24 protein-coding genes are annotated in these 21,482 nt (G+C 66.9%); 7 read left to right on the top strand and 17 right to left on the bottom strand.

Annotation, left to right across the window (positions count from 1 at the left end):
* Positions 1 to 31: 31 nt before the first annotated feature.
* The 5 genes from ASF08_RS09040 to ASF08_RS09020 form a co-directional block, all read right to left on the bottom strand.
* Positions 32 to 604: an NUDIX domain-containing protein gene (locus ASF08_RS09040; protein WP_056144051.1), complete on the bottom strand. Its 573-nt coding sequence runs from the start codon at positions 602 to 604 to the stop codon at positions 32 to 34.
* A 110-nt stretch (positions 605 to 714) separates the two neighbouring features.
* Entirely contained in the window at positions 715 to 951 is a 237-nt protein-coding gene (locus tag ASF08_RS09035; protein ID WP_056144048.1) for a sulfurtransferase TusA family protein, read from the bottom strand.
* Positions 952 to 1,034: 83 nt separating this feature from the next.
* On the bottom strand, positions 1,035 to 1,433 hold the full coding sequence (locus tag ASF08_RS09030) for a hypothetical protein (protein WP_056144046.1): 399 nt from the start codon (positions 1,431 to 1,433) through the stop codon (positions 1,035 to 1,037).
* Positions 1,434 to 1,585: 152 nt separating this feature from the next.
* Complete coding sequence (locus tag ASF08_RS09025) at positions 1,586 to 2,953, bottom strand: glutamate--cysteine ligase (RefSeq protein ID WP_056144043.1); 1,368 nt, start codon at positions 2,951 to 2,953, stop codon at positions 1,586 to 1,588.
* Positions 2,954 to 3,082: 129 nt separating this feature from the next.
* Positions 3,083 to 3,835: a 16S rRNA (uracil(1498)-N(3))-methyltransferase gene (locus ASF08_RS09020; protein ID WP_056144040.1), complete on the bottom strand. Its 753-nt coding sequence runs from the start codon at positions 3,833 to 3,835 to the stop codon at positions 3,083 to 3,085.
* Positions 3,836 to 4,071: 236 nt separating this feature from the next.
* On the opposite strand from ASF08_RS09020, the gene ASF08_RS09015 reads away from it, so the two are divergent.
* A complete protein-coding gene (locus ASF08_RS09015; RefSeq protein WP_018042529.1) occupies positions 4,072 to 4,545 on the top strand; it encodes a hypothetical protein in 474 nt (157 codons plus the stop codon).
* A 38-nt stretch (positions 4,546 to 4,583) separates the two neighbouring features.
* A complete protein-coding gene (gene ubiA / locus ASF08_RS09010; RefSeq protein ID WP_056144037.1) occupies positions 4,584 to 5,540 on the top strand; it encodes a 4-hydroxybenzoate octaprenyltransferase in 957 nt (318 codons plus the stop codon).
* 13 nt (positions 5,541 to 5,553) lie between these two features.
* On the opposite strand, the gene ASF08_RS09005 is transcribed toward ubiA, so the two are convergent.
* Positions 5,554 to 6,066, bottom strand: a complete 513-nt coding sequence (locus ASF08_RS09005; RefSeq protein ID WP_056144708.1) for a DUF6101 family protein — start codon at positions 6,064 to 6,066, stop codon at positions 5,554 to 5,556.
* A gap of 322 nt (positions 6,067 to 6,388) precedes the next feature.
* Here ASF08_RS09005 and ASF08_RS09000 point away from each other — a divergent pair, with 322 nt between their 5' ends.
* Positions 6,389 to 7,216: a 3'(2'),5'-bisphosphate nucleotidase CysQ gene (locus ASF08_RS09000; protein ID WP_056144034.1), complete on the top strand. Its 828-nt coding sequence runs from the start codon at positions 6,389 to 6,391 to the stop codon at positions 7,214 to 7,216.
* Between the two features lie 144 nt (positions 7,217 to 7,360).
* On the opposite strand, the gene ASF08_RS08995 is transcribed toward ASF08_RS09000, so the two are convergent.
* From ASF08_RS08995 to ASF08_RS08985, 3 genes are all read right to left on the bottom strand, one after another.
* Positions 7,361 to 7,888: a hypothetical protein gene (locus tag ASF08_RS08995; RefSeq protein ID WP_056144031.1), complete on the bottom strand. Its 528-nt coding sequence runs from the start codon at positions 7,886 to 7,888 to the stop codon at positions 7,361 to 7,363.
* 322 nt (positions 7,889 to 8,210) lie between these two features.
* A complete protein-coding gene (locus ASF08_RS08990; RefSeq protein WP_018042523.1) occupies positions 8,211 to 8,441 on the bottom strand; it encodes a hypothetical protein in 231 nt (76 codons plus the stop codon).
* 202 nt (positions 8,442 to 8,643) lie between these two features.
* Positions 8,644 to 8,853: a cold-shock protein gene (locus tag ASF08_RS08985; RefSeq protein ID WP_026175704.1), complete on the bottom strand. Its 210-nt coding sequence runs from the start codon at positions 8,851 to 8,853 to the stop codon at positions 8,644 to 8,646.
* Positions 8,854 to 9,178: 325 nt separating this feature from the next.
* Here ASF08_RS08985 and ASF08_RS08980 point away from each other — a divergent pair, with 325 nt between their 5' ends.
* On the top strand, positions 9,179 to 9,568 hold the full coding sequence (locus ASF08_RS08980; protein ID WP_018042521.1) for a hypothetical protein: 390 nt from the start codon (positions 9,179 to 9,181) through the stop codon (positions 9,566 to 9,568).
* Positions 9,569 to 9,576: 8 nt separating this feature from the next.
* Here the strand turns inward: ASF08_RS08980 and ASF08_RS08975 are convergent, their stop codons facing one another.
* On the bottom strand, positions 9,577 to 9,798 hold the full coding sequence (locus ASF08_RS08975) for a hypothetical protein (protein WP_018042520.1): 222 nt from the start codon (positions 9,796 to 9,798) through the stop codon (positions 9,577 to 9,579).
* Positions 9,799 to 9,995: 197 nt separating this feature from the next.
* Between ASF08_RS08975 and ASF08_RS08970 the strand changes: the two genes are divergently transcribed.
* Entirely contained in the window at positions 9,996 to 10,574 is a 579-nt protein-coding gene (locus ASF08_RS08970; protein WP_018042519.1) for a type 1 glutamine amidotransferase domain-containing protein, read from the top strand.
* A 146-nt stretch (positions 10,575 to 10,720) separates the two neighbouring features.
* Here ASF08_RS08970 and ASF08_RS08965 read toward each other — a convergent pair whose 3' ends face one another.
* From ASF08_RS08965 to ASF08_RS08935, 7 genes are all read right to left on the bottom strand, one after another.
* Entirely contained in the window at positions 10,721 to 12,379 is a 1,659-nt protein-coding gene (locus tag ASF08_RS08965; protein WP_056144028.1) for a calcineurin-like phosphoesterase C-terminal domain-containing protein, read from the bottom strand.
* 78 nt (positions 12,380 to 12,457) lie between these two features.
* A complete protein-coding gene (locus tag ASF08_RS08960; RefSeq protein ID WP_056144024.1) occupies positions 12,458 to 12,751 on the bottom strand; it encodes a hypothetical protein in 294 nt (97 codons plus the stop codon).
* A 378-nt stretch (positions 12,752 to 13,129) separates the two neighbouring features.
* Positions 13,130 to 13,972 (bottom strand): NAD(P)-dependent oxidoreductase, encoded by an 843-nt coding sequence (locus ASF08_RS08955; RefSeq protein WP_056144022.1) that lies wholly within the window; start codon positions 13,970 to 13,972, stop codon positions 13,130 to 13,132.
* Positions 13,973 to 14,059: 87 nt separating this feature from the next.
* The gene (locus ASF08_RS08950; protein ID WP_056144018.1) at positions 14,060 to 15,262 is read right to left on the bottom strand and encodes a pyridoxal phosphate-dependent aminotransferase; all 1,203 of its coding nucleotides are present in this window, start codon (positions 15,260 to 15,262) and stop codon (positions 14,060 to 14,062) included.
* A 441-nt stretch (positions 15,263 to 15,703) separates the two neighbouring features.
* Entirely contained in the window at positions 15,704 to 17,104 is a 1,401-nt protein-coding gene (gene cysN / locus ASF08_RS08945) for a sulfate adenylyltransferase subunit CysN (protein ID WP_056144015.1), read from the bottom strand.
* A 1-nt stretch (position 17,105) separates the two neighbouring features.
* On the bottom strand, positions 17,106 to 18,041 hold the full coding sequence (gene cysD, locus ASF08_RS08940) for a sulfate adenylyltransferase subunit CysD (protein WP_056144011.1): 936 nt from the start codon (positions 18,039 to 18,041) through the stop codon (positions 17,106 to 17,108).
* Entirely contained in the window at positions 18,038 to 18,835 is a 798-nt protein-coding gene (locus ASF08_RS08935) for a phosphoadenylyl-sulfate reductase (RefSeq protein ID WP_056144008.1), read from the bottom strand. Before ASF08_RS08935 ends, cysD begins: the two co-directional genes overlap by 4 nt.
* Before the next feature lie 250 nt (positions 18,836 to 19,085).
* On the opposite strand from ASF08_RS08935, the gene ASF08_RS08930 reads away from it, so the two are divergent.
* Both ASF08_RS08930 and ASF08_RS08925 read left to right on the top strand, forming a co-directional pair.
* Positions 19,086 to 19,592, top strand: coding sequence for an Lrp/AsnC family transcriptional regulator (locus ASF08_RS08930; protein ID WP_056144005.1), 507 nt, complete (start codon positions 19,086 to 19,088; stop codon positions 19,590 to 19,592).
* Positions 19,593 to 19,699: 107 nt separating this feature from the next.
* Positions 19,700 to 21,469, top strand: coding sequence for a diflavin oxidoreductase (locus ASF08_RS08925; RefSeq protein ID WP_056144001.1), 1,770 nt, complete (start codon positions 19,700 to 19,702; stop codon positions 21,467 to 21,469).
* The last annotated feature ends 13 nt before the right edge of the window (positions 21,470 to 21,482 follow it).

Here is a 21,482-nt window from a genome sequence, read left to right as displayed (position 1 = left end):
CTGTCGCAAATTCCCCCTCACAAACGCATCCCTACGCCCCCGCAAACAACTCCGGCCGGCGCAGCCGCAGCGCGAAAAGCAACACCAGGGTCTTCATGTCGGTGATCTCGCCCCGGTCGCTCATGGCGGCGAGGGTGGCGAGGGGCATCTCGTGGACGGTGATGGTCTCGTGCTCGTCGGCGAGACCGCCGCCGGGGCCGGAGCGGTCGGCGGCGGTATAGGCGCCGAGGAAGAGGTCCATCTGTTCGGTGGAGATGCCGGGCATGGACCAGCCGGTCGTCAGGCGTTCCAGGGGGCCGAGGCGGACGCCGGTCTCCTCGAACGCCTCGCGGCGGGCGCCGTCCTCGGGCTCGGATTCGTCGAGGAGCCCGGCCGGGACTTCGAGGAGCGACAGGGTGCCGGCGGCAAAGAAGGTGGGCGGCCGGAACTGCTCCACCAGCAGGGCCACGCGGCGCTCGGGATCGTAGGGCAGCACCCCGACCGCGCGGCCGTGATCCTCGATCTCGCGGGTCAGGCGCGTGCCGTCCGGCATCGTGACCTCGGCCACGAGAAAACGGCTCCAGCCATCGTGCAAGATGCGGGTGCCACGGATCACCGGCGCCATCGATTCGTTCCCGTCTTCCGGCCGCGGGCGGTCGCGCGGCCTTCTTCGGGATCACCTAACCGCGAGTTGCCGCATCAATGAGGCGAAGACGGTGCGGAATGAACGAGTTTTCAGGCGCCGCCCTTCTCGATGGTGAAGCTGAAGACGCCGTCGTCCCGGCCCTGACCGACGAGACGATCGCCCTCCTGGGTAACGAGATGGGGGATGTCGATCACCGAGACCGGATCTGTGCAGAGCACGGTCAGCTGCGCCCCCGGTTCCAGGCCGCGTAGGGCCTTGCGGGTGCGCAACACCGGCAGGGGGCATTTCAGGCCGCTGAGATCGAGGACGGGCGGCGCGTCGGTCATATCAGCCCCGCGATACGAAAACCCCGCCCGAGGCCGGAGCCTGGAGCGGGGCGTGAGCCGAAGACGAGGCTCGGTGGATGATGTCAGTAGCCGTAGGCCGGATAGCCGTAGGCCGGGGCGTAGCCATAGGCGGGCGCGTAGCCATAGGCCGGGGCATACCCGTAGCCGCCGTCATAATAGCCGTAGCGGGGAGCCTGGCTCGCCGCGATGGCGCCGCCGATGATACCCAGCGCGGCACCCGCCGCGAGGGCTCCGCCGATGCCGGGTCCACGGCGATAGCCGCCGCCGTAATAGCCGCGACGGTAGCCGTAGCCGCCGCCGTAATAGCGGCCGTAACGCACGGTCTCCACGGCCGAACCGCTACCGGCGACCTGCGCCGAGGTCAGCGCGGGCATCGGGGCGGCCTGTGCGCCGGAGAGAGGAGCTGCCGCCAGACCGACGGCGGTCGAACCGGCAAGGACCAGGGACATGATGCGCGACATGCGTGCGATCTCCAATTACGAGTGAACCTGATCCGTAAAAACACCATCTCCGATGAACCGTTCCGGAACAGACGAGGCACTATCGGCCGGACGTGTGCTCCGACACAATTGTCGTGACCAGAAGACGTGGTTTCATGGTCAATGCCGTCTCTTCAGAACACGCATTCGGTGAAGGCCGGCTCCACGGAACGCCGCCACGGACCTTCGTAATCGGCGAGCCTGTCCTCCGCACGCGAACGACCGCTGGCGACGATGGCTTCCAACGGTTGCAGATGATGTGTCTCGTCGCGCCCCTGCTCATCGCGGCGCCCGCGCGCCTCGAGGCCCTTGCGGGCGATGGCCAAGGCTTCCGCCGCCACGGTTCCGAGACTGCGGCCGGCGATCGGCGTGGCGAGGCCGAGACGCGGGACCATGGCGCGCAGGCATTCCCGCTCGGAGGCGCTCCAGGCCTTGGCGATGTCCCAGGCCGCTTCGAGCCCGGCCTCGTCGTAGAGAAGGCCGACCCAGAAGGCCGCCTGCGCGACGATCATGTCCGCGCCGCCCACATCCGAGCCGCGCATCTCGATGTAGCGCTTCAGCCTGACCTCGGGGAAAGCGGTGGAGGCGTGGTTGGCCCAGTCGGACATCGTGGCCCGCTCGCCGGGAAGGGCCGCGAGGCGCCCATCCATGAGGTCGCGGAACGAGGCGCCGCTGACGTCGTGATAGGTCTCGCCGCGCTTGACGAAATACATCGGCATGTCGAGCAGCCAGTCGACATAGGCCTCGTAGCCGAACCCGGCCTCGAAGGCGCGGGGCAGCATGCCGGTCCGGTCGGCGTCGGTGTCGCGCCAGATCTCCGAGCGGCGGGAGAGGAAGCCGTTGGGGCGGCCATCGGTGAAGGGAGAATTGGCGAACAGAGCCGTCGCCACCGGCTGCAGCGCCAGGGCGACGCGCATCTTGGCCGCCATGTCGGCCTCGGAGGAGAAGTCGAGATTCACCTGCACCGTGGCGGTGCGCAGCATCATGTCGAGGCCGAGGGAGCCGACCTTGGGCATGTAGCCGGCCATGATCTTGTAGCGGCTCTTGGGCATGACCGGCGTGCCCTCGCGCGTCCATTTCGGGCTCATGCCGAGGTCGAGGAAGCCGATGCCGAGGGGGTCGGCCGCCCGCGCGGTGGCTTCGAGATGGATGCGCAGCTCACGCTCGGTGGCGTGGACGTCCGGAAGCGGCGCGCCGGAGAGTTCGAACTGCCCGCCGGGCTCGAGGGAGATCGCACCGCCATCCGCGCCGGCGAGGCCGATCAGGTGGCCCGCATCCTCGATCGCCTCCCAGCCGGTCTCGCGCGCGACGCCTTCGAGCAGGGCGCGGATGCCGGTCTCGCCCTCGTAGGGGACGGGCGAGTTGCCGTCCCGGTAGAACGGGACCTTCTCGTGCTCGGTACCGACGGCGAAGCGCTCGCGCGGTTTCTCGCCCTCGGCGAACCACGCGATCAGTTCGTCCCGCTTCGTCAGCGGTGTGGTGTCGGACGTATCGCGCGCCATGCGCTGCCTCGTGGTGAAGGTCGTTTGTGGTGAGAGGCGCGCCGGACCGCAGCGGAGGAGCCTCCTGAGAGATGGCGACTCCTTAGTCCAGCGGCGAGGCAGGAACAACGTAGGCCAAAGGAGGCCCGCTCAGCGTGTGTCGCCGAGCACAGACTGCACCAGAGCCAGCGCCACCACGGCGGCGGTGTCCGCGCGCAGGATGCGTGGTCCGAGGGACAGCGCCACGGTGTTCGGCCGGGCGGCCATCATGTCCCTTTCCTCCGGCGAGAATCCGCCTTCGGGCCCGATCAGCACGGCCAGCGGCGGTGGCGCCGCCGGGTCCGCCGCCTCGCGCAGGGCCGCCACCGGATCGGCGACGGGGGCGTCTTCGTCGCAGAAGACGAGGAGGCGGGCAGGGTCGAGCTCCGCCAGGGCGACGGGAAGCCGGACCGCCTCGGGTAGATCGGGAATCGCCAGGATGCCGCATTGCTCGGCCGCCTCGATGGCGTTGGCGCGCAGGCGATCCAGGTTGATCCGCTCGCCCTGGGTGTAGCGGGTGAAGACGGGGCGGATGGTGCCGGCGCCCATCTCCACCGCCTTCTGGGCCAGGTAATCCAGCCTCGCGGTCTTCAACGGCGCGAAGAGGTAGTGCAGGTCGGCCCGCCCGGGCTGTGGGCGCAGACGCTCGACGACGATCAGTTCCGCGCTCTTGCGGCCGTTCTGGGCGATGCGGGTGCGCCACTCGCCGTCGCGCCCGTTGAAGACGAGGACCGGATCGTCCGGGCCGCGTCGCAGGACGTTCAGCAGGTAGTTCGCCTGCGCGCGTTCCAGCGGGAGAACCGTCCCTTCGCGGAGGTCCGGCTCGACGAAGAGGCGCGGGGCGGTGAAGTCGTAATGTGCCATGGATCGGGGTGGTCGCTCGCGGCACCACACCTGTCAACGCGTGAGGGAGGCCGAGGTGATGCGAAAGCGCAACAGCGTCGGATTATGTCGCGTTTCCCCAAGCGCATGTATTACCGCCCGTTTACGTCTCGAAAGACGCCACATTCCTATGGCGAGAAGTCTCGCAGGATAGGCAATCGCTCCGGCGGCCACGAATTGGGCACCGGTGGGGATTGGGGGAGAGGGAAGCCTAGCTAATGTCATCGAAGACCATCGCGGCGGTCGCCGGAGCCCTGCTGGGTTCCGCCCTCCTCGCCGGCCCTGCTTTCGCGCAGAACGCGGAATGCGGCGACATCCAGAAGACGCTTCAGTCGCGCAAGGATCTCGTGGCCAAGGCGAATGCCGCCTCGAACTCGAAGAAGAAGATGACCCCGGCCGAGGCCTGCGCCCTGTTCGGCAAGCTGCAGGCCAACGGCAACGAGGGCGTCAAGTGGATCGCCGCCAACAAGGAATGGTGCTCGATTCCGGATTCCTTCGCCGAAGGCTTCAAGGCCGACCATCTGAAGGTCGCCGGCATCCGCACCAAGATCTGCGGCGTCGCCGCCCAGGCCGCGAAGATGGAGGCCCAGGCACGGGCGCAGGCCCAGAACGGCGGCGGCGGTGGCGGTGGCGGCATGCTCGGCGGCCCCGGCCTCACCGGCAGCCTGAAGATGCCGCAGGGCGCGCTCTGAGCCTTGGCTGAGTCGCCGCGTCACGGCCTCGTTTCCGCATGGCGGGCGTGACCTCCCGGCCCGGTGCGGATGGCAGGGTCGCGGATGCGGTCGCCGGGCACTGGGTCGATCGCCTCGCCCCGCGCGGCCTGCGCCCCTATCTCAGGCTGGCGCGGATCGACCGTCCCATCGGATGGTGGCTGCTGCTGCTGCCGTGCTGGTGGTCGGCCGCCCTCGCGGCGCTGGCCGGTCACAAGCCGTTTCCGGACCCGGCCCATCTCGTCCTGTTCCTCATCGGCGCCATCGCCATGAGGGGGGCGGGGTCGACCTACAACGACATCGCCGACCGCGACCTCGACGCTCAGGTGGAGCGCACGCGCTCGCGCCCCCTCCCCTCCGGGCAGGTGCGGACACGCTCCGCCGCGATCTTCCTGGTGCTGCAGGCGCTGGTGGGGCTGGCGGTGCTGTTGCAGTTCAACCGTACCGCCATTCTCGTCGGCATGGCGTCGCTCGTGCCGGTGGCGATCTATCCGTTCATGAAACGGGTGATGTCGATGCCCCAGGCAGTGCTGGGCCTCGCCTTTTCGTGGGGCGCGCTGATGGGGTGGGTCGCCGCCTTCGGCGATCTCGGCGCCCCGGCGCTGCTGCTCTATGCCGGCACGGTGGCGTGGGTCGTCGGCTACGACACGATCTACGCGGTGCAGGATATCGAGGACGACGAGATCGCCGGCATCCGCTCCTCGGCCCGCTTGTTCGGACGCGGTTTGAGGCCGGCCATCGGCCTTTGCTACGCGGTTTCGGTCGCTTCCATCGCCGCCGCATCGACCCTGGCGGGAGCCGGCCCCGTGGGCGCCCTCGGCGTCACCCTCTTCGCTCTCCATCTCGGATGGCAGGTCGTCCGTCTGACACCCGGCGACGGGCGCGGGGCGCTCAGGCTCTTCCGCTCCAACCGCGATGCCGGGCTGATCCTCTTTGCCGGACTGACGGCGGATGCCGTCTGGCAGGGGCTGTCCTGAGCCCGATCCGGCCTCAGGACAGGGCGCCGCCGACGATCTCGTTCTCGCCGCGATAGATCAGCGGACGCACCGGCAGCACGCCGGTCTTGCGGCGGACGAGGAAGCGCGGGCGACGGCCGTTGAGCAGGCCGTGGCGGCGGCGGGCGCGAGTGGTGCCGAGCGCGACCCGGCCGAGCTGCCGCGACACGACGGCGAGGGTGCCGTCTTCCCGCACGATCATCCGCGGCAGGCCCGTGCGAGCCGAGCAATCGCGCCAGATCGCCACGACGTCCTCGTCACCGTAAGGGCCGAGGCGGCCGAGCGTGGTGCCGGCGCCATCCACCAGAAGAAGCGCGAAACGGTCTTCGTCGCACGCATCGCTGTCCTCGGAGGCGAAAGCGAGGGCGACGCCGACGGCTTCGGTGCCGCCACCGATGCGGCCGGTGATCGGAAGCGACGAGGGGGAAAACGTCGTGGTGGGCAGCGTGACACCGTCCTGGAGGCAGGCATCCGCAGCGGTGCCGACAGTTGTCTCGGTCTGATTCATGTTTGAGAAAGTGTTCATCGGATCGACGCCCTGTTGGTGTGGTCGGCCTCTTGAGGGCCGCCTCTTATGACAAGCAGAATCACGTCTAACCTCATCACGCCAGCTTAATAGCCAGAGTTAAGCGATGGTGGATGGGCCGGAAGCGTTCGGAATGCTCAACACTTCCTTGCCGCATTCGTCAGGATCCGGGGGCATCGCCCGCGCGCGATCCTTGTGGGCGTCGCGGGCTCACCCTACAAAGAAAAGGGTCCCTTGCACCGCCCTGCGCGTGGAAGACGGATTCGCCACCGCCACCGATAGAACCCCGACGATCCGGAGACGCATGTCCGACACGATGTCGCCCAAAGCCGCCCAGGCGCTGCTTCCCGCCCTGAGGGAGGCGATCCGTGAGGCGGCGTCCCTGGCCCTCCCCTTCTTCAGGGCGGGGGCGCAGACGACCGCGCGGACATGGTCGAAAGCCGGCGGGTCGCCGGTGACGGAAGCCGACGTCGCGGTGGATACGTTCCTGAAGATCCGCCTCAGCGCGCTGCTGCCCGAGGCGGCCTGGCTGTCGGAGGAGACCAGCGACGATGCCATCCGGCTCGGCTCGGACCTCGTCTGGATCGTCGATCCCATCGACGGGACACGGGCCTTCCTCACCGGCCATCAGGACTGGTCGATCTCGGTGGCGCTGCTGGCGGGCGGACAACCGATCCTCGGCTTCGTCCACGCACCGGTGACCGACCGGTTCTACGAGGCCGTGGCGGGGGGCGGGGCGACCTGCAACGGCGTGCCGCTGTCCGTCTCGACCCAGACCGGCCTCACGGGGGCGAAGGTGACCGGACCGAAGCCGATGATCGACAAGCTCGCGCGTGGCGGCTCGACGAACGGCGAGGCCCTCGATGTCCAGATCGTCCCTCGGGTGCCGTCCCTCGCCTTGCGGGTGGCGCGGGTCGCCGAGGGATCGATCGATGTCGGCCTGGTCTCGTCCGATGCGCGCGACTGGGATCTCGCCGGGGCGGATCTGCTCCTTCGCGAGGCCGGCGGATCGGTGAGCGACCTGAAGGGAACCCGCACGACCTACAACCGCCCGGACCCCGTCCACGGCGCGCTGATCGCGATGTCGGACGGCTTGCGCGACGATGTCGTCGCGGCCCTGACGCGGGGCTAGGGCGGCCTTCGCCCACGGGGACGCGGGCTCGCCAAAGGCCGAGCCTCACCACGGGGCTCCAGGCCCTGTGGACGAAGACGCCGGCGATCACGATGGCATCTCCGCTCAGGCTGTGTTCCGGACGCACTCGGAGGCAAAGCCCGGTCAGATCAGCATGGCCCCGCGACCGGACGCGACGACGGGGGCAATGCCCGCGTAGAAGAACGGGATGCTGTCCTCGGGGCCGTTCACCACGCGACCCCTCACCTTGGCCATGACGCAGACACCGATTTCGGCCTCCCCTCTGCCGATGGCCAGAACGAAGGGATTGTCTTTGTCGCCCCGCAGGTAGCGTCCGCCGAACGCACGGCGCGCGACCTCGAAGACATACGCCGATGTCAGGAAATGGAGATCATCCGGAAGCGGCTCGTGCCTGCGATGAAAATCATCGAGCACTTGGTCGACTAGGGCAAGGGACGCCTCGCTGTAATCGAGTTTGCTCCCATCGATCGGCGATCCGGAATGCGAGAAGGCCGCGACGAAGTCCGCCGCTTGCCACTCCATGCCTTCCTCAATGCTCGTGGGCATCCCGTTCGAATTCGGGATGCCCTGATTGACCTTGTCCCTCCACGGGGCGAACGGATTGGTTCCACCGGAGAACGGTCCGAACAGCTTTCTCAGAAAGCCAAACATATCGCCTGTGCTCCCGGTGTTTGCTCTGTCGGAATTAGCGGGCTCAAGATCGTCCGACGCCGTTTGTCCTGCAATGGTCCCAGCGAAAGACGTACCGGTTCCGCCGGCACCGAGATCGTTCGACCACTCGGACTGCCTCTTAGGTCAATTGACGCGAGAATGGCAAAGCCGGAGCCCGCCTCCCGGCCGCCTGGAGCAGTGCTGGTCCCGGCGGTAGCAGCGCCGGCATGGTCTAGACATGCGAACGCCGAGCTCGGTGAGGAACTCGGCGTGAAACGTCGTGAGGCGCGAGGAGACTATCCCCGGCGCGGGAAGGCCCCGATCAGGCGTGTTCGCGAACCGCGACCACGTCGGGAGCCACGCCCAGCCGCTCGGCCAGATGCCAGCGCAATTCACGGGGCGAGTGATAATTGTAAGAGGTGTCGATGAGGTGGCTGAGATCGATGTCCTGCGCTTCACGCGACGTCGTCTGCTTCAGCTTTCCTACCTTGAAGGTCGCCGCATCGGTGATCGGCGAACGGACGCCGCGGCGTCGGGTATATTCGAACAACATGTTTTCTTGTGATCTTTCAGATTTTCTTGGTGTGCGAAACGACGAGCTTTGCCTCTCGTTCCGTAAGTCAAAGGATTTTGGGGTTGAGGATGGGTCATTCCTGAAACGAACTCGTCTCCCCAGAGGAGCGCGTCGGAATGCCGGCGAAGCCGGCGCTTGGCGCCGGTGGTGACGCCAGCCCCGAGGGCTGGCGCCGGGTGCGTCAGGCCGCCTGGAGGTTACCAGCCGAATCCTTGCCGCTGCGCTTGTCGGTCTGGATCTCGTAGGAGACCTTCTGACCTTCAATGAGATTGCGCATTCCCGCGCGCTCGACGGCGGAGATGTGAACGAACACGTCCTTGCCGCCGTCATCGGGCTGAATGAAGCCGTAGCCTTTGGTTTCGTTGAACCACTTAACAGTGCCGGTATTCACGAATAGAACCTCGTATCGTTCGTTGACCAAACACGCGTATCTGCTCGAGACACCCGGCGCCGGTCCTCTTTTACATTTGACGGGATCAGCAGGTCGTGAGACGTGCGAGGCACGTTGTGTTCGGCTCACTGACGCCCGCTGAAATCCATGTAGGCGCATTGTGCGGCGGCAACAAGGCATCCGGCTGGATCTTGCCTGTCGGATCGACGCACCGCCCTCTCATGCCGCGCGATGCGAGCCCTGTGGCGAACCCCGTGTTTTTCGGTCCGCGACGTGCATATATGAGTTCGGCTCCAGGCAGTTAGGCGACGCAATCAGGCGGTTCATGGCGGGCATCTCGGTTTCCCTCGAAGGCGCGAACATCCAGCTCTCGTTCCAGAAGGACGATCAGGCCACGGCCGTCGTCATGGATGCCCGTGCGGCCCGTGCCCTCGTGCGCGCGGTCGGGCATCTGCTGACCGCGATCGACGAGCCGGACGAGGTCGATCCGCCGGACGACCTCGCCGACGAGGACATCGCCATGCTGGAAGTCACCTCCTCCGCCATCGAGGTGGGAACCGACGAGAAGGGTCAGGCCGTCGTGGCCCTCCAGGCGGGGCCGCTGCCGCCGTTCCAGCTGCGCCTGACGGACGAAGAGGCCCGTCACGTGGCGACGAGCCTCTCCGAAATCCTCAACGCCCCCCGCGATGTACGCGCATCGCATGGGGATCACTGACGGAACGGTTACATCCGCACGCCCGGGTCCGTCGGACCGCCGGGCAGATAGTCGGGCTCGGAGCCCGGCCCCGCCGGCTCGTCGATGCCGGGATCGTCGACGGGATAGGGTGTCCGCGGACCGGTCGGTCCGATATCGGGAGCCTCGTCCGGCGGCAGCGGCGGGGGCGGCAGGTCGCCGGGAATTCCCCCCGGGAGCGGCTCGGGGATCGGTAGGCCTGGATTGGCCATGCAGCGTCTCCTTCGCTTTGAGGTGGATCGGTCGGTGTGCCGGAGAAACCCACCCCGGCAGTCGCCAGTTCCAGCCCGATGCGGATTCGAGCGTTGCGCTGCCACCGAGGCTGCATTGCATCTCCCCGGAACCAGGAACCCGCCATATCGGCTACCAGTTCTTCCGCCATCATTCGTGACACGTGCGGAGATCAATCATGTCCGATATCAAGCAGTCGAAAGTTCTCATTCTCGCCACCGACGGTTTCGAGGAAACGGAGCTGACGGTTCCGCTGCAGACCCTCAAGAGCGCCGGGGCGAGCGTCGTCGTCGCCTCGCCGAAATCGCGCGAATCGCGCGAATCCATTCGCGCCTGGGACAAGACGGATTGGGGCAAGAACGTCGCGGTGGACAAGGATCTGGAAGACATCGACCCGGCGGATTACGACGCCCTCGTGCTGCCGGGCGGCCAGATCAACCCGGACAAGCTCCGGCTCGAGCCGAAGGCCCTCGACGTGATCAAGACGTTCCTCGTCTCCGGAAAAGTGGTGGCCGCGATCTGCCACGCGCCGTGGCTGTTGATCGAGGTGGGGGTCGTGAAGGGGCTGAACCTGACGTCGTTCTCGTCGATCAGGACGGATGTCATCAATGCCGGCGGCCAATGGCGGGACGAGGCGGTGGTGACCGACAAGGGCATCGTCACGAGCCGTAATCCCGGCGATCTCGACGCTTTCTGCGCCAAGATCATTGAGGAGATCGAGGAGGGCAACCACGGCGCTCGCCGCCTGGCCGCCTGACACTGTGCCTCGGGACGCTAGAGCGCTCTCCGCCGAAGTGGATGCCGGTTCGGCGAAAAAGAGCGCGGCACAACAAAGGCCGAGAGATGTGCCGCGACCCAATGTGGTCGGGCGCTGCTCTAGGCCCTGACCGGCCGGCGTCCCTCTCAGCCCCGCGAGGGGCCGTCCTCGCCGGTGACTTCGAGGACCATCGCGGACGAGAACGGGCGCCCGTACTCGTCCCGAACCTCGACGGTGATGCGATGGCTGCCGGCCGGAATGTCGCCGCCGAGGCGCGCGACCCAGATGTGGCTCGACGGCTCGGCCTTCACCCACGGCTTCTTCGCTTCCGGATAGCGCAGGAAGACCTCGGCGACGAACGGGTCGGGCCGCCGCGTGCGTACCATCTCGACGGCGGGACCGTCGTCGATGCGGTACCGGACGCGAGTACGCGGACCGCCGTCGAAGACGTTCACCACCAGATTGGTCGCCCCGACGCTCTCGCGCGGCACAGGCGAGCGCAGGGTCTGCATCGGCCGGTAATCGCGCAGGACCTCACCGGCCCCTCCACGATACTGGCTCTCCAGCACGATTCTCATTCTCTCTTCCGGTTCGCCCTGGGCCGGTTGGTAGCGAGTGGTGTAGTCGGCGCCGTCGATGGACAGGACGTGGAAACCGTTGGGTGTCCCGTCGCGGCTGTCGGCCGAGGGAATGCCGGTGCGCGCGGAGGGGCCGCTCCACCACGACCCGGAGACGGCGGTGAGGACGTGGTGGTGGTGGCTCCCGCTTGCGCCTGCGCGGGGGTAATGATGCTCGGTCGTGTGGGTATGGCCGGCGAGGCTGAGCACGGGTCGGTCACCGAGGAGGTCGAGCAGGCGCTCGCGGTCCATCACGTTCTGGCGCGGATCGGCCGGGTCGAGATCGGTGACGAGCGGGATATGCATCGCGATGACGACGAGGGTCTCCTTGGGCGTCATCGACAGCATGTTGGCGATGAAGGTCATCTGCCGCTCGCCGATGCGCCCCTCGTAGCGGCCGACACCGTCGCCCTTGCCCGACGCGGCGCCCAGGTAATGCACGGTGTCGAGCATCAGGAAGAGGGCCTTGCCGTGGTGGAAGGCATAGTAGGGCGCGCCGTAGACCCGCTTGTAGGTCTCGCGGCTGTAGCGGGCGTCGGGCGCCTCGAAGTTGAGGTCGTGGTTGCCGCCGATATGGAACCAGGGGATCCCGATGCGCCCCATGATGCGGTTGGAGCGGCCGTAGAACGACAGATCGTCGAACAGGATGTCGCCCGTGGTCATGCCGAAGGCGGCCTTCGTGCCGAGGACCCGCGTCACCGCCGTATCGCGGACATGGCCGAGCTCCACCGGGCTTTCCGGCTGCGGATCGGTGAACAGGATCACGTCGAACGCGTCCGGCTCCGGTTCGCGGGTCAGCGCGAAGTCGATGGAGGCGGGAAGCGGTCCGGTCGGGTCGATGCCGCGATAGCGCAGGCTTAGATCGGGCGGCGTGCCCTGCGGCTGATGGATGTAGCTGAAGCGCGGAATGTTGTTCTCGTCGCGCGGCAGCGCGAAGCCGGCGGGCTTCACCAGGAAGACGATATCGCCGTCCGAGACGTCGAGCGCGTAGCGGCCCTGGCCGTCGGTGCGGACCACGTCGCGACCGTTCGAGACGGCCACATCCGGGATGCCTGCCCGCCCCCCCGGAACCACTTCGTAGACGGAACCCGTCGCGCGCTCCGACGACCGCGCCGCCGAAGGCGCCAGGGCGAGGACGGCGGCACCTGCCAGGGTTTCGCGGCGGGTGAGAGCGGGACGGTCAATCATGCGGCAGCCTGTTGCGACGGGTCGGCCGCACCGAACCACGCCCTCTTGACCATGGCGTGACGATAGTCGCGTCCGCCCTCAGTGTCTGGCTGCGGCCTTCTCGACCTTTGGCTTGTCGCCAGTGGCGCCCGAAAACAATTCGCCGAGGTGTTTCTGGTCGAGACCGCGTGTCACGTCCGCAAGTCGTTCGCGAGTTGGGGATTCCGCGCTGCGCGTGAGGATCGAACCGGTGGCGACCGGATCCTTCACCGCTGCGACGGGGGCCGGCACGGCGGTGGGCGCACGCTGCACGCGCATGGCCCAATGGGCGGCGGTGGAAAGTGCGGCAATGACGACGATTGCCTTGATGCCACCGGTGAGAAGGCGTCGCATGCTGGAAAGCCCGAGACTACGCGGAGGAACGCGACCGGTTCCCCGGCCCGTCTCACTTGTGCGAGAAGTCGGTAAACCATTTGGCCGCTGGCCGGCCCGGAGCCTGTCCTGAAATGGCGCGACCCATCCGCTACTACGATGAGCGTGGGCCATCAGCCACGGCGACGGTTCCTGTTCCCCGCGCCCGTGACACACTTGCCGCGACCCGGCCCACGAGGCCTCACAGGATCGACGCAGAGAACTGGTCCGCACCGCCCCGTCACGACAAGCCCTGCAACCGCGCCAGTCCGAGAGGGTTCGCGAAACCATCGGACGCATCGGCTGCGGGGATGGTGGATGTAGACATCCTGACTTGAGCCGGCAACCAACCCGGCTGCATCAGGGCCTTTCCGCCGCAGCGGCGAAGGCCTTCAACTGCCCGACCTCGTCCCCGTCGCCCTCGGCGGAGAGCCGTTCATAGACGCGCCCCGCGCCGTCGAACATCAGTCGGCCGCCGTCGTCGCTCTCAAGAAAACTCGCGATCTCGTCCATCTCCGCGACCCAGCGATAAGCCTTCGGCACCATGTCGGGCAGGACGCGGGAGAACCGCGCGAGCAGTTCCGGCTCGCTTTCGGCGAGTTCGGCATACAGCGCATGGGCGGCACCCGCCCGGCCTGCCGCGAGTACCATGACGGCGGCGAGCGCCGTCAGCCCCTTGTTGATGCCGGCATAGGACATTTTGAGCGCCGACGCCGCGCCGACGCCGCCCTCTACGGGTCGGACGTCCAGCCCCATTTCGCGCAACGCCACGGACGCCGAAAGGTCATCGCCGGAGACGTAGAACCGTGGCCCCTTGCCATTGGGCTTGGGCGGCGCTCCGATGATGGCGGCATCGATGAAGGGCGCGCCGGCCTGTCCGATCACGGCGGCGACGCCACGTTTCGTCACGACGTTGAGGGCGTTGCAATCGACATAGACCGGTTTGCGCACCGCTGCAGCGAGCAGCGGGGACAGGCGAATTGCAAGGTTCGCCGCCTCCGCTGGCGGGACGATGGAGAGGATGAGGTCGGCCTCGGCAAGGGCCGTCTCCTCCACTCCTTCCATTCCGGATTCCTGGGCGCGTGCGATCGTAACGGCACTTCGACCTGCCAGAACGGTGAGGATACGGGCGCCGTTTCCGTGCAGTCGCGCTGCGATCGCACTGCCCATGGCACCAGGTGCGATGACAGCGATCGTCGCCATGAACGTTTCCTCCGAGTGGAACCACCCGGCTCGCATCTGACTCGCGTCAGACGTGAGTCGTCAAGTCGCGATCCACCCTCGGATGGCTCAGCTCAGCGAGCCGCAGAAGCGCTGGATGCGGGTGCAGGCCTCTTCCAGCGCCGTGTTCGAGGTGGCGTAGGAGATGCGCAGGTTCGGTCCGAGGCCGAAGGCCGAGCCGTGGACGGCGGCGACCCCCTCCGCCTGCAGCAGTTCCACCACGAAATCCTCATCGGACTGGATGACCTTGCCCGACGGCGTCTTGCGCCCGATCGTCTCGGCACAGGACGGGTAGACGTAGAAGGCGCCTTCCGGCGTCGGGCATTTGAGGCCCTTGGTCTGGTTCAGCATGGAGACCACGAGGTCGCGGCGCTCGTGGAAGGCGGCGCGGAAACGGGCGAGATGCTCCTGCGTGCCGTCGAGGGCCGCCACCGCCGCCCATTGGGAGATCGAGGAGGCGCCGGAGGTCTGCTGGCCCTGGACGAAATCCATCGCCTTGATGAGGTGCTCGGGGCCGGCGGCGTAGCCGATGCGCCAGCCGGTCATCGCATAGGCCTTCGAGACGCCGTTCATGGTCAGGGTGCGGTCGTAGAGGCCGGGCTCCACCTGGGCCGGCGTGACGAACTCGAAATCGCCGTAGCAGAGGTGCTCGTACATGTCGTCCGTGAGCACCCAGACATGGGGGTGGCGCATGAGGACGTCGGTGATCTTCTTCAGCTCGTCGCGGGCATAGGCCGCGCCGGAGGGGTTCGACGGCGAGTTGAGGATGATCCACTTGGTCTTGGGCGTGATCACCCGCTCCAGCTCCTCCGGCTGGAGCTTGAAATCATGCTCCATGTCGGTCTCGGCGAAGACCGGCGTGCCGCCGCACAGCACCACCATCTCCGGATAGGAAACCCAGTAGGGACGCGGGATCACCACCTCGTCGCCGGGGTTCAGCGTGGCGAGGAGGGCATTGTAGATGACGTGCTTGCCGCCGGTGCCGACGATGGTCTGCGACGCCTTGTAGTCGAGGCCGTTCTCGCGCTTGAACTTCCGCACGATCGCCTCGCGCAGGGGCACGATGCCGGAGACCGGTGTGTACTTGGTCTCGCCGCGGCGGATCGCGTCGATGGCCGCGTCCTTGATGTGGTCCGGCGTATCGAAATCGGGCTCGCCCACCGACAGGCTGATCACGTCCATCCCGCCGGCTTTCAGCTCGCGGGCCTTCTGCGTCATCGCGATGGTCGCGGACGGCTTCACCTTGGACAGGGCGTCGGCGAGAAAGCCCATGATGGTCTGCTCCGATCACGTCAGATGGGCGCCGATGCGCGCCTCTTCAAAAAGCGCGCGGACCCTAGTCCCGGAGCTGTGAGCCGGCAAGGCTGAGTCGCAGGCGGCACTGTGTCGAAAACGGATCGATCTCGCCCTGCGGGTCGAAACGGTCCCCATCTCCCCCCACCACCTCATCCTGAGGCGCTGCGAAGCAGCCTCAAAGGAGGGCTCCAGTTCCCATGGCGCCTACTGGAGCCCTCCTTCGAGGCCTCCGCTCCGCTTCGGCACCTCAGGATGAGGTGAAGGGTGGGAGGAACGGTGTCACCCGTACGTTTCGCGACCGTCGATCACCGGACCATCCGTCGTGCGAGGAGAAAGGTGCCTTTGGAAACAAAGCCGCCACCCGCCCCGCTCTTGGCAGGCCGGATGGCGGTTCGTTTTAGCCGGTGGCGCGTCCGTTCAGATGCCGCCGAACACCCACCTAAGCTTCGACAGAAATCCGCCGCCGGATTTCGCAGCGCGGGTCGCCTCCGGCTCGTCCTTCCCCGCGGCGGAAGCCTTGTCCGCATGGATCAGCCCGAGGGCCGCCGTGTCGGTGGTCTCGCGGTCGATGAGGATGAAACCGCCGGTGTCGCGGTTCGCCGCGTAGGCATCAATGGCCACGGCGCGGTCCAGGCTGAGGGTCACGTCCGCGATGTCGTTGGCCACGAGGCGCGCGGCCGGAACGGGATTGCCGCTCTCCGGATCGATCCGCGTATGGATGGTCGTCACGGTGGCGTTCACCGTCACGGTGCCGATCTTGGCGAGCAGGGTGGCGCCGGGCAGCAGTTCGGTCTCCGCCGCCCAGAAGAGACGGGCGTCGAAACGGTCGCTCACCCGCATCGGAGCATCGGCCGTGACGATCACCGACCCGCGCGAGGCGTCGATCTCGTCGGCGAGGACGAGGGTGACGGACTGGCCCTCCACGGCATGCGGCAGGTCTCCATCGGCGGTGAAGATCCGGGCGATGGTGGAGGTCCGGCCCGAAGGCTCGACGATGATCGCATCGCCGGGGGCGATGCGGCCGCTGGCGATCAGGCCCGAGAACCCGCGGAAGTCGGAGTTCGGACGGTTCACCCACTGGACCGGAAGACGGAACGGAGCGGCCTGCTCCTCGACCCGCACGGGCACTTCTTCCAGGTACTGCAGGAGCGGCGTTCCCGTGTACCAGGGCACGGCGGCGCCGGGCAAAACGACGTTGTCGCCGTTCTTGGCGGAAAGCGGGATGGGCCGGATTTCGGTAAAGCCCAGGGGCGCGGCGAACGCATCGAACGCCGCCGTGATCTCCTCGAACTTGCCCTGCGACCAGCCGACCAGATCCATCTTGTTCACGGCGAGGACGACGCGCTTGATCCCGAGCAGCGAGACCAGCAGCGCATGACGCCGGGTCTGGCGGGTCAGGCCCTGCCGAGCGTCCACCAGGATCACGGCGACATCGGCCGTTGAGGCACCGGTCGCCATGTTGCGGGTGTACTGCTCGTGGCCGGGCGTGTCGGCGACGATGAACGAGCGCTTGTCGGTGGAGAAGAAGCGATAGGCGACATCGATGGTGATGCCCTGCTCGCGCTCGGCCTGGAGACCGTCCACGAGGAGGGCGAGGTCGATCTCGGCGCCCTGGGTGCCGTGCTTGCGCGAATCGCGCTGCAGTGCCGTCACCTGATCGTCGAAGATCTGCTTGGTGTCGTGCAGGAGGCGGCCGATCAGGGTGGACTTGCCGTCGTCAACGGAGCCGCAGGTGATGAAGCGCAGCACTTCCTTGCTCTGGTGAGCAGCGAGGAAGCTGTCATAGCCGAAGGCTTCGGGTGACTGATGGATCGTCATCTTAGAAATACCCCTCCTGCTTCTTGCGCTCCATGGCGCCCGACCCGTCCTTGTCGATCACGCGGCCCTGACGCTCGGAGGTCCGGGCGGCCAGGGTCTCGCCGATGATCTCGGGCAGGGTCGCGGCATCGCTCTCGACGGCGCCGGTGAGCGGGTAGTCGCCCAGCGTCCGGAAACGCACGGACAGGTTCTGCGGGGTCTCCCCAGGGTTCAGGGGCAGACGGTCGTCGTCGACCAGGATCAACTGGCCGTCGCGCTCCACCACGGGGCGGGGCTTGGCGAAATAGAGCGGTACGATCGGGATCTGCTCCTGCTCGATGTAGAGCCAGACATCGAGCTCGGTCCAATTCGAGATCGGGAAGACGCGCAGGGATTCACCCCGCTTCTTCTTGAGATTGTAGAGGTGCCAGGGCTCGGCGCGCTGGCGCTTCGGGTCCCAGCGGTGCTGGGCCGTGCGCAGGGAAAAGATGCGCTCCTTGGCGCGGGACGCCTCCTCGTCGCGGCGGGCGCCGCCGAAGGCCGCGTCGAACTTGTACTTGTCCAGCGCCTGACGCAGTCCCTGCGTCTTCATCACGTCGGTATGGACTTCCGAACCGTGGCTGATCGGGCCGATGCCACGGGCCAGGCCCTCCTGATTCGTGTGGACGATGAGATCGAGGCCGAGCTCCTTGGCGCGCTGATCGCGGAACGCGATCATTTCCTTGAATTTCCACGTCGTATCGATGTGCATCAGCGGGAACGGCAGGCGTCCCGGCGCAAAGGCCTTCAGCGCCAGATGCAGCAGCACGGACGAATCCTTGCCGATGGAATAGAGCATCACCGGGTTCTCGGTCTCGGCGACCGTCTCCCGCATGATGTGGATGCTCTCGGCTTCGAGACGCTGCAGGTGAGTCAGACGCTCGGGCAGCGTTGCGGCCAGCGCGGTGGCGGCGCTCATCGGGCGATCTCCAGATTGCTGTTACGGGGTGTCGATTCGAATGCGGCGGCTTCCTGGCCCGGCTGAACGTTCGCCTCGGGCTGATGCACGTGAAGGCCGCATTCCTTCTTGGATTCCTGCTCCCACCACCAGCGGCCGGCGCGCTCGGATTCACCGATCTTCACGACGCGGGTGCACGGGGCGCACCCGATCGAGGGAAAACCGCGGTCGTGGAGGACGTTATAGGGAATGTAATTGTCGATGACGAAGCGGTCGACGTCGGCGCGGGTCCAATCCGCGAGCGGATTGATCTTGATGAGCCCGCGCGCCTCGTCGGCCTCCGCCAGGGGCGTGTCCGAACGGTTGGCGGATTGACCCGCCCGCAGACCCGTCAGCCATCCGGCGGCGCCGGCAAGGGCACGGCTCAGCGGCTCGACCTTGCGGAAGCCGCAGCAGGCTTGCCGGGCCGCGACCGAATGGCGAAAGCCATTGATGCCCTCTTCCCGCACGAATGATTCTTCCGAGACCCGCTCGGGTGCATAGGCCTGGATGCGGATGCCGTAGGCCGATTCGGTCTCCGCCCAGACGTCGTAGGTCTCGGGGAAGAGCCGGCCCGTATCGAGGGTGACGATCTCCGTCCGCCCCTTGGCCATGGCGAGGGCATGGGTGAGAGCCTGATCCTCGATGCCGAGGCTGGTGGTGAAGACCAGTCGGCCGGGGATTGCGGACTCGATCGCACGAATGCGCCCCTTCAGATCGAGGCCGGCCATGGCGGACGCGAGGTCCCGCGCCGTTCGTTCCAGGGAAGTACTCATGAGCGTGTTCCGTACGACTGCCTTGTCAGATGCCCGCTTGTCTGGCACCTGAAATGTTCGCTATAACGAACGCTGTCAAGGCATGGCGGGTATCGCGCTGCGGCATTCCCCCGCTGCGGTAAATATGGTTTGCAGCGGCGCGGACGCCCAATGGGTTGCTCGTCGAGGAATATTCTTCTTAATTCGCTGGTCAACGCCGTGCCCTAGCGCACCACAGCGCCGCTGACCGGAACCGCAAAGCGAGGTCAATGTGGACTCGATCGATCTCAAGATCCTGGCGCTGCTCCAGAACGACGCCACCCTGTCGATCGCGACGATCGGCGAGAAGGTCGGCCTGTCGCAGACGCCCTGCTGGAAGCGGATCCAGCGCCTCGAAGCGGATGGCGTGATCGACCGGCGGGTCGCCGTCCTCGATCCGGTCAAGCTGGGCCTCGGACTCACAGTCTTCGTCTCGATCGAGACGTCGGACCATTCGCGTGACTGGCTCGAACGCTTCGCCTCCACCGTCTCGGCCATGCCGGAGGTGCTGGAATTCTACCGCATGGCGGGCGATGTGGATTACATGTTGCGGGTCGTTGTCGCCGATATGCAGGCTTATGACACCTTTTATAAGCAGCTCATCGCGACCTTGCCCCTGAAGAACGTGACGTCGCGCTTCGCCATGGAAAAAGTGAAGTCGACGACGGCGCTTCCGCTTCCGTCAGCGCCGACGAACGGGCGTTTCATACCGACGCTCTCCGTAGTGGCTGGAGAATAAAATTCTGTTCTGCGCTGCGATCATAGGCAGCTCCTTCTCCCCCGACGCCGTTCTGTAAAACGGACATCCCGTTGACAGTCGGCCCCGCAGCGCGACATGGCTTAACGATGGCACGACAAGCGATCCTCCCCCGCACAGCCCCGTTCGACGACAACGAGCGTGCGAGCCTCGACGCCGTCCTCGGAGCGGCGACACCGATTCAGCGTGCCTGGCTCGCGGGCTTCCTCGCCGGTCTCGACGCGGCCGGAGGCCAGGCCGCCGCGCTCCCCGCCGCCCTGCCCAAGGCCGCCGAGCCGCTGACGATCATCTACGCCAGCGAATCCGGCAATTGCGAAGCCCTGGCCGGGTCCGTGGCCAAGCTCGCCAAGAAAAGCGGCTTCAAGCCGAAGGTGGTGGATTTCGCCGACCTCGACGTCGCCACGCTGACGGGCTCCAAGAACCTCATCGCCATCGCGGCGACCTGGGGCGAAGGTGAGCCTCCGGCCCGCGCCACCCGCGCCTACAACGAGTTGATGGGCGACGGCGCTCCCCGCCTCGACGGCGTGACCTTCGGTGTGCTGGCCTTGGGTGACACCTCCTATGTGGAGTTCTGCGCCATCGGGAAGGCGCTCGACGCGCGGTTCGAGGCGCTGGGCGGCAAACGCGGGGCCGAGCGGGCCGATCTCGATCTCGATTTCGACAAGCCCGCCGCCGACTGGATCAAGAACACGTTGAAGGCGCTGGCGCCCGCGCCGAGCGCTGACAACGTCGTCGCGGTGGATTTCGCCGGCCGCGCCGCCGCCGAGGACGACGATGCCGAGCCGAGCCGCGAGCCGGTGGTGGTGGAGGTGGTGGATCACATCAACCTCAATTCGTCGCTCTCCGACAAGGAGACGATCCATCTGGCCCTCGAATTCGAGGACGGCGCTCCGGCCTACGAGCCAGGCGATTCGCTCGAGATCTATCCCGAGAACGATCCGGCCCTCGTCGAGGACATCCTCAAGGCGACGAATCTCACCGGCGACGAGGCCCTGCGCAAGGCGTTGCTGTCCGAGCGCGACATCACCACACTCTCGGCCACCACCGTGGAGCGGTTCGCCAAGGCGACGGGCCATGCCGAGGCGCAGACGCTCATCGACAGCGGCGAGCTGCGGGCCTGGATCGAGGGGCGCCACCTCATCGATCTGATCGAGACCTTTCCGGCCACCCTCTCGGCCGAGCATCTCAACACCATCACCCGGCCCCTGCCCCCGCGCGCGTACTCCATCGCTTCCTCGCGCAAAGAGGTCGGCGACGAGGTCCATCTCGTCATCGCCGCCGTGCGCTACGAGACGCATGGGCGGTCACGCTCGGGCGTCACCTCGGTGCAGGTCGCGGACCGGATCAAGAACGGCAGCAAGCTGCGCGTGAAGCTGAAGCCGAACCGGCATTTCCGCCTGCCGCAGGACCCCGCCACCGACATCATCATGGTCGGCCCCGGCACCGGCGTCGCTCCTTTCCGTGCCTTCGTTCAGGAACGCCGCGCGATCGAGGCCACCGGCCGCTCGTGGCTGTTCTTCGGTGACCGCCAGTTCACCCACGACTTCCTCTACCAGCTCGAATGGCAGGAGGCCCTGGAGGACGGCTCGCTCACGAAGATCGACGTGGCCTTCTCCCGCGACCAGCCCGAGAAGATCTACGTGCAGGACCGTATCCGCCACCACGCCAAGGAAGTGGTGGAATGGCTCGACGGCGGCGCCAGCTTCTACGTCTGCGGCGACGCGAACCGGATGGCCAAGGACGTGCGCAATGCCGTCGTCCAGGCCTATGCGGAGGTCAAATCGCTGAGCGAAACCGATGCCGAAGCCGCGGTGGCGGCGCTGGAGCGGGCGCATCGCTACCAGCAGGACGTTTACTAGGGCGCGTCGTCCC

The sequence above is a fragment of the Methylobacterium sp. Leaf85 genome (assembly GCF_001422125.1).
Taxonomy (GTDB): domain Bacteria; phylum Pseudomonadota; class Alphaproteobacteria; order Rhizobiales; family Beijerinckiaceae; genus Methylobacterium; species Methylobacterium bullatum.
Note: the sequence above shows the minus strand (reverse complement) of the source record. Positions and strands in the feature narration are given on the sequence as shown.

What these genes read in the sequence shown, in the direction of transcription:
- ASF08_RS09040 (WP_056144051.1), bottom strand. Translation starts at nt 604, where the DNA reads ATGGCGCCGGTGATCCGTGGCACCCGCATCTTGCACGATGGCTGGAGC.
- ASF08_RS09035 (WP_056144048.1), bottom strand. Translation starts at nt 951, where the DNA reads ATGACCGACGCGCCGCCCGTCCTCGATCTCAGCGGCCTGAAATGCCCC.
- ASF08_RS09030 (WP_056144046.1), bottom strand. Translation starts at nt 1,433, where the DNA reads ATGTCGCGCATCATGTCCCTGGTCCTTGCCGGTTCGACCGCCGTCGGT.
- ASF08_RS09025 (WP_056144043.1), bottom strand. Translation starts at nt 2,953, where the DNA reads ATGGCGCGCGATACGTCCGACACCACACCGCTGACGAAGCGGGACGAA.
- ASF08_RS09020 (WP_056144040.1), bottom strand. Translation starts at nt 3,835, where the DNA reads ATGGCACATTACGACTTCACCGCCCCGCGCCTCTTCGTCGAGCCGGAC.
- ASF08_RS09015 (WP_018042529.1), top strand. Translation starts at nt 4,072, where the DNA reads ATGTCATCGAAGACCATCGCGGCGGTCGCCGGAGCCCTGCTGGGTTCC.
- ubiA (WP_056144037.1), top strand. Translation starts at nt 4,584, where the DNA reads ATGGCGGGCGTGACCTCCCGGCCCGGTGCGGATGGCAGGGTCGCGGAT.
- ASF08_RS09005 (WP_056144708.1), bottom strand. Translation starts at nt 6,066, where the DNA reads ATGAATCAGACCGAGACAACTGTCGGCACCGCTGCGGATGCCTGCCTC.
- ASF08_RS09000 (WP_056144034.1), top strand. Translation starts at nt 6,389, where the DNA reads ATGTCCGACACGATGTCGCCCAAAGCCGCCCAGGCGCTGCTTCCCGCC.
- ASF08_RS08995 (WP_056144031.1), bottom strand. Translation starts at nt 7,888, where the DNA reads ATGTTTGGCTTTCTGAGAAAGCTGTTCGGACCGTTCTCCGGTGGAACC.
- ASF08_RS08990 (WP_018042523.1), bottom strand. Translation starts at nt 8,441, where the DNA reads ATGTTGTTCGAATATACCCGACGCCGCGGCGTCCGTTCGCCGATCACC.
- ASF08_RS08980 (WP_018042521.1), top strand. Translation starts at nt 9,179, where the DNA reads ATGGCGGGCATCTCGGTTTCCCTCGAAGGCGCGAACATCCAGCTCTCG.
- ASF08_RS08975 (WP_018042520.1), bottom strand. Translation starts at nt 9,798, where the DNA reads ATGGCCAATCCAGGCCTACCGATCCCCGAGCCGCTCCCGGGGGGAATT.
- ASF08_RS08970 (WP_018042519.1), top strand. Translation starts at nt 9,996, where the DNA reads ATGTCCGATATCAAGCAGTCGAAAGTTCTCATTCTCGCCACCGACGGT.
- ASF08_RS08965 (WP_056144028.1), bottom strand. Translation starts at nt 12,379, where the DNA reads ATGATTGACCGTCCCGCTCTCACCCGCCGCGAAACCCTGGCAGGTGCC.
- ASF08_RS08960 (WP_056144024.1), bottom strand. Translation starts at nt 12,751, where the DNA reads ATGCGACGCCTTCTCACCGGTGGCATCAAGGCAATCGTCGTCATTGCC.
- ASF08_RS08955 (WP_056144022.1), bottom strand. Translation starts at nt 13,972, where the DNA reads ATGGCGACGATCGCTGTCATCGCACCTGGTGCCATGGGCAGTGCGATC.
- ASF08_RS08950 (WP_056144018.1), bottom strand. Translation starts at nt 15,262, where the DNA reads ATGGGCTTTCTCGCCGACGCCCTGTCCAAGGTGAAGCCGTCCGCGACC.
- cysN (WP_056144015.1), bottom strand. Translation starts at nt 17,104, where the DNA reads ATGACGATCCATCAGTCACCCGAAGCCTTCGGCTATGACAGCTTCCTC.
- cysD (WP_056144011.1), bottom strand. Translation starts at nt 18,041, where the DNA reads ATGAGCGCCGCCACCGCGCTGGCCGCAACGCTGCCCGAGCGTCTGACT.
- ASF08_RS08935 (WP_056144008.1), bottom strand. Translation starts at nt 18,835, where the DNA reads ATGAGTACTTCCCTGGAACGAACGGCGCGGGACCTCGCGTCCGCCATG.
- ASF08_RS08925 (WP_056144001.1), top strand. Translation starts at nt 19,700, where the DNA reads ATGGCACGACAAGCGATCCTCCCCCGCACAGCCCCGTTCGACGACAAC.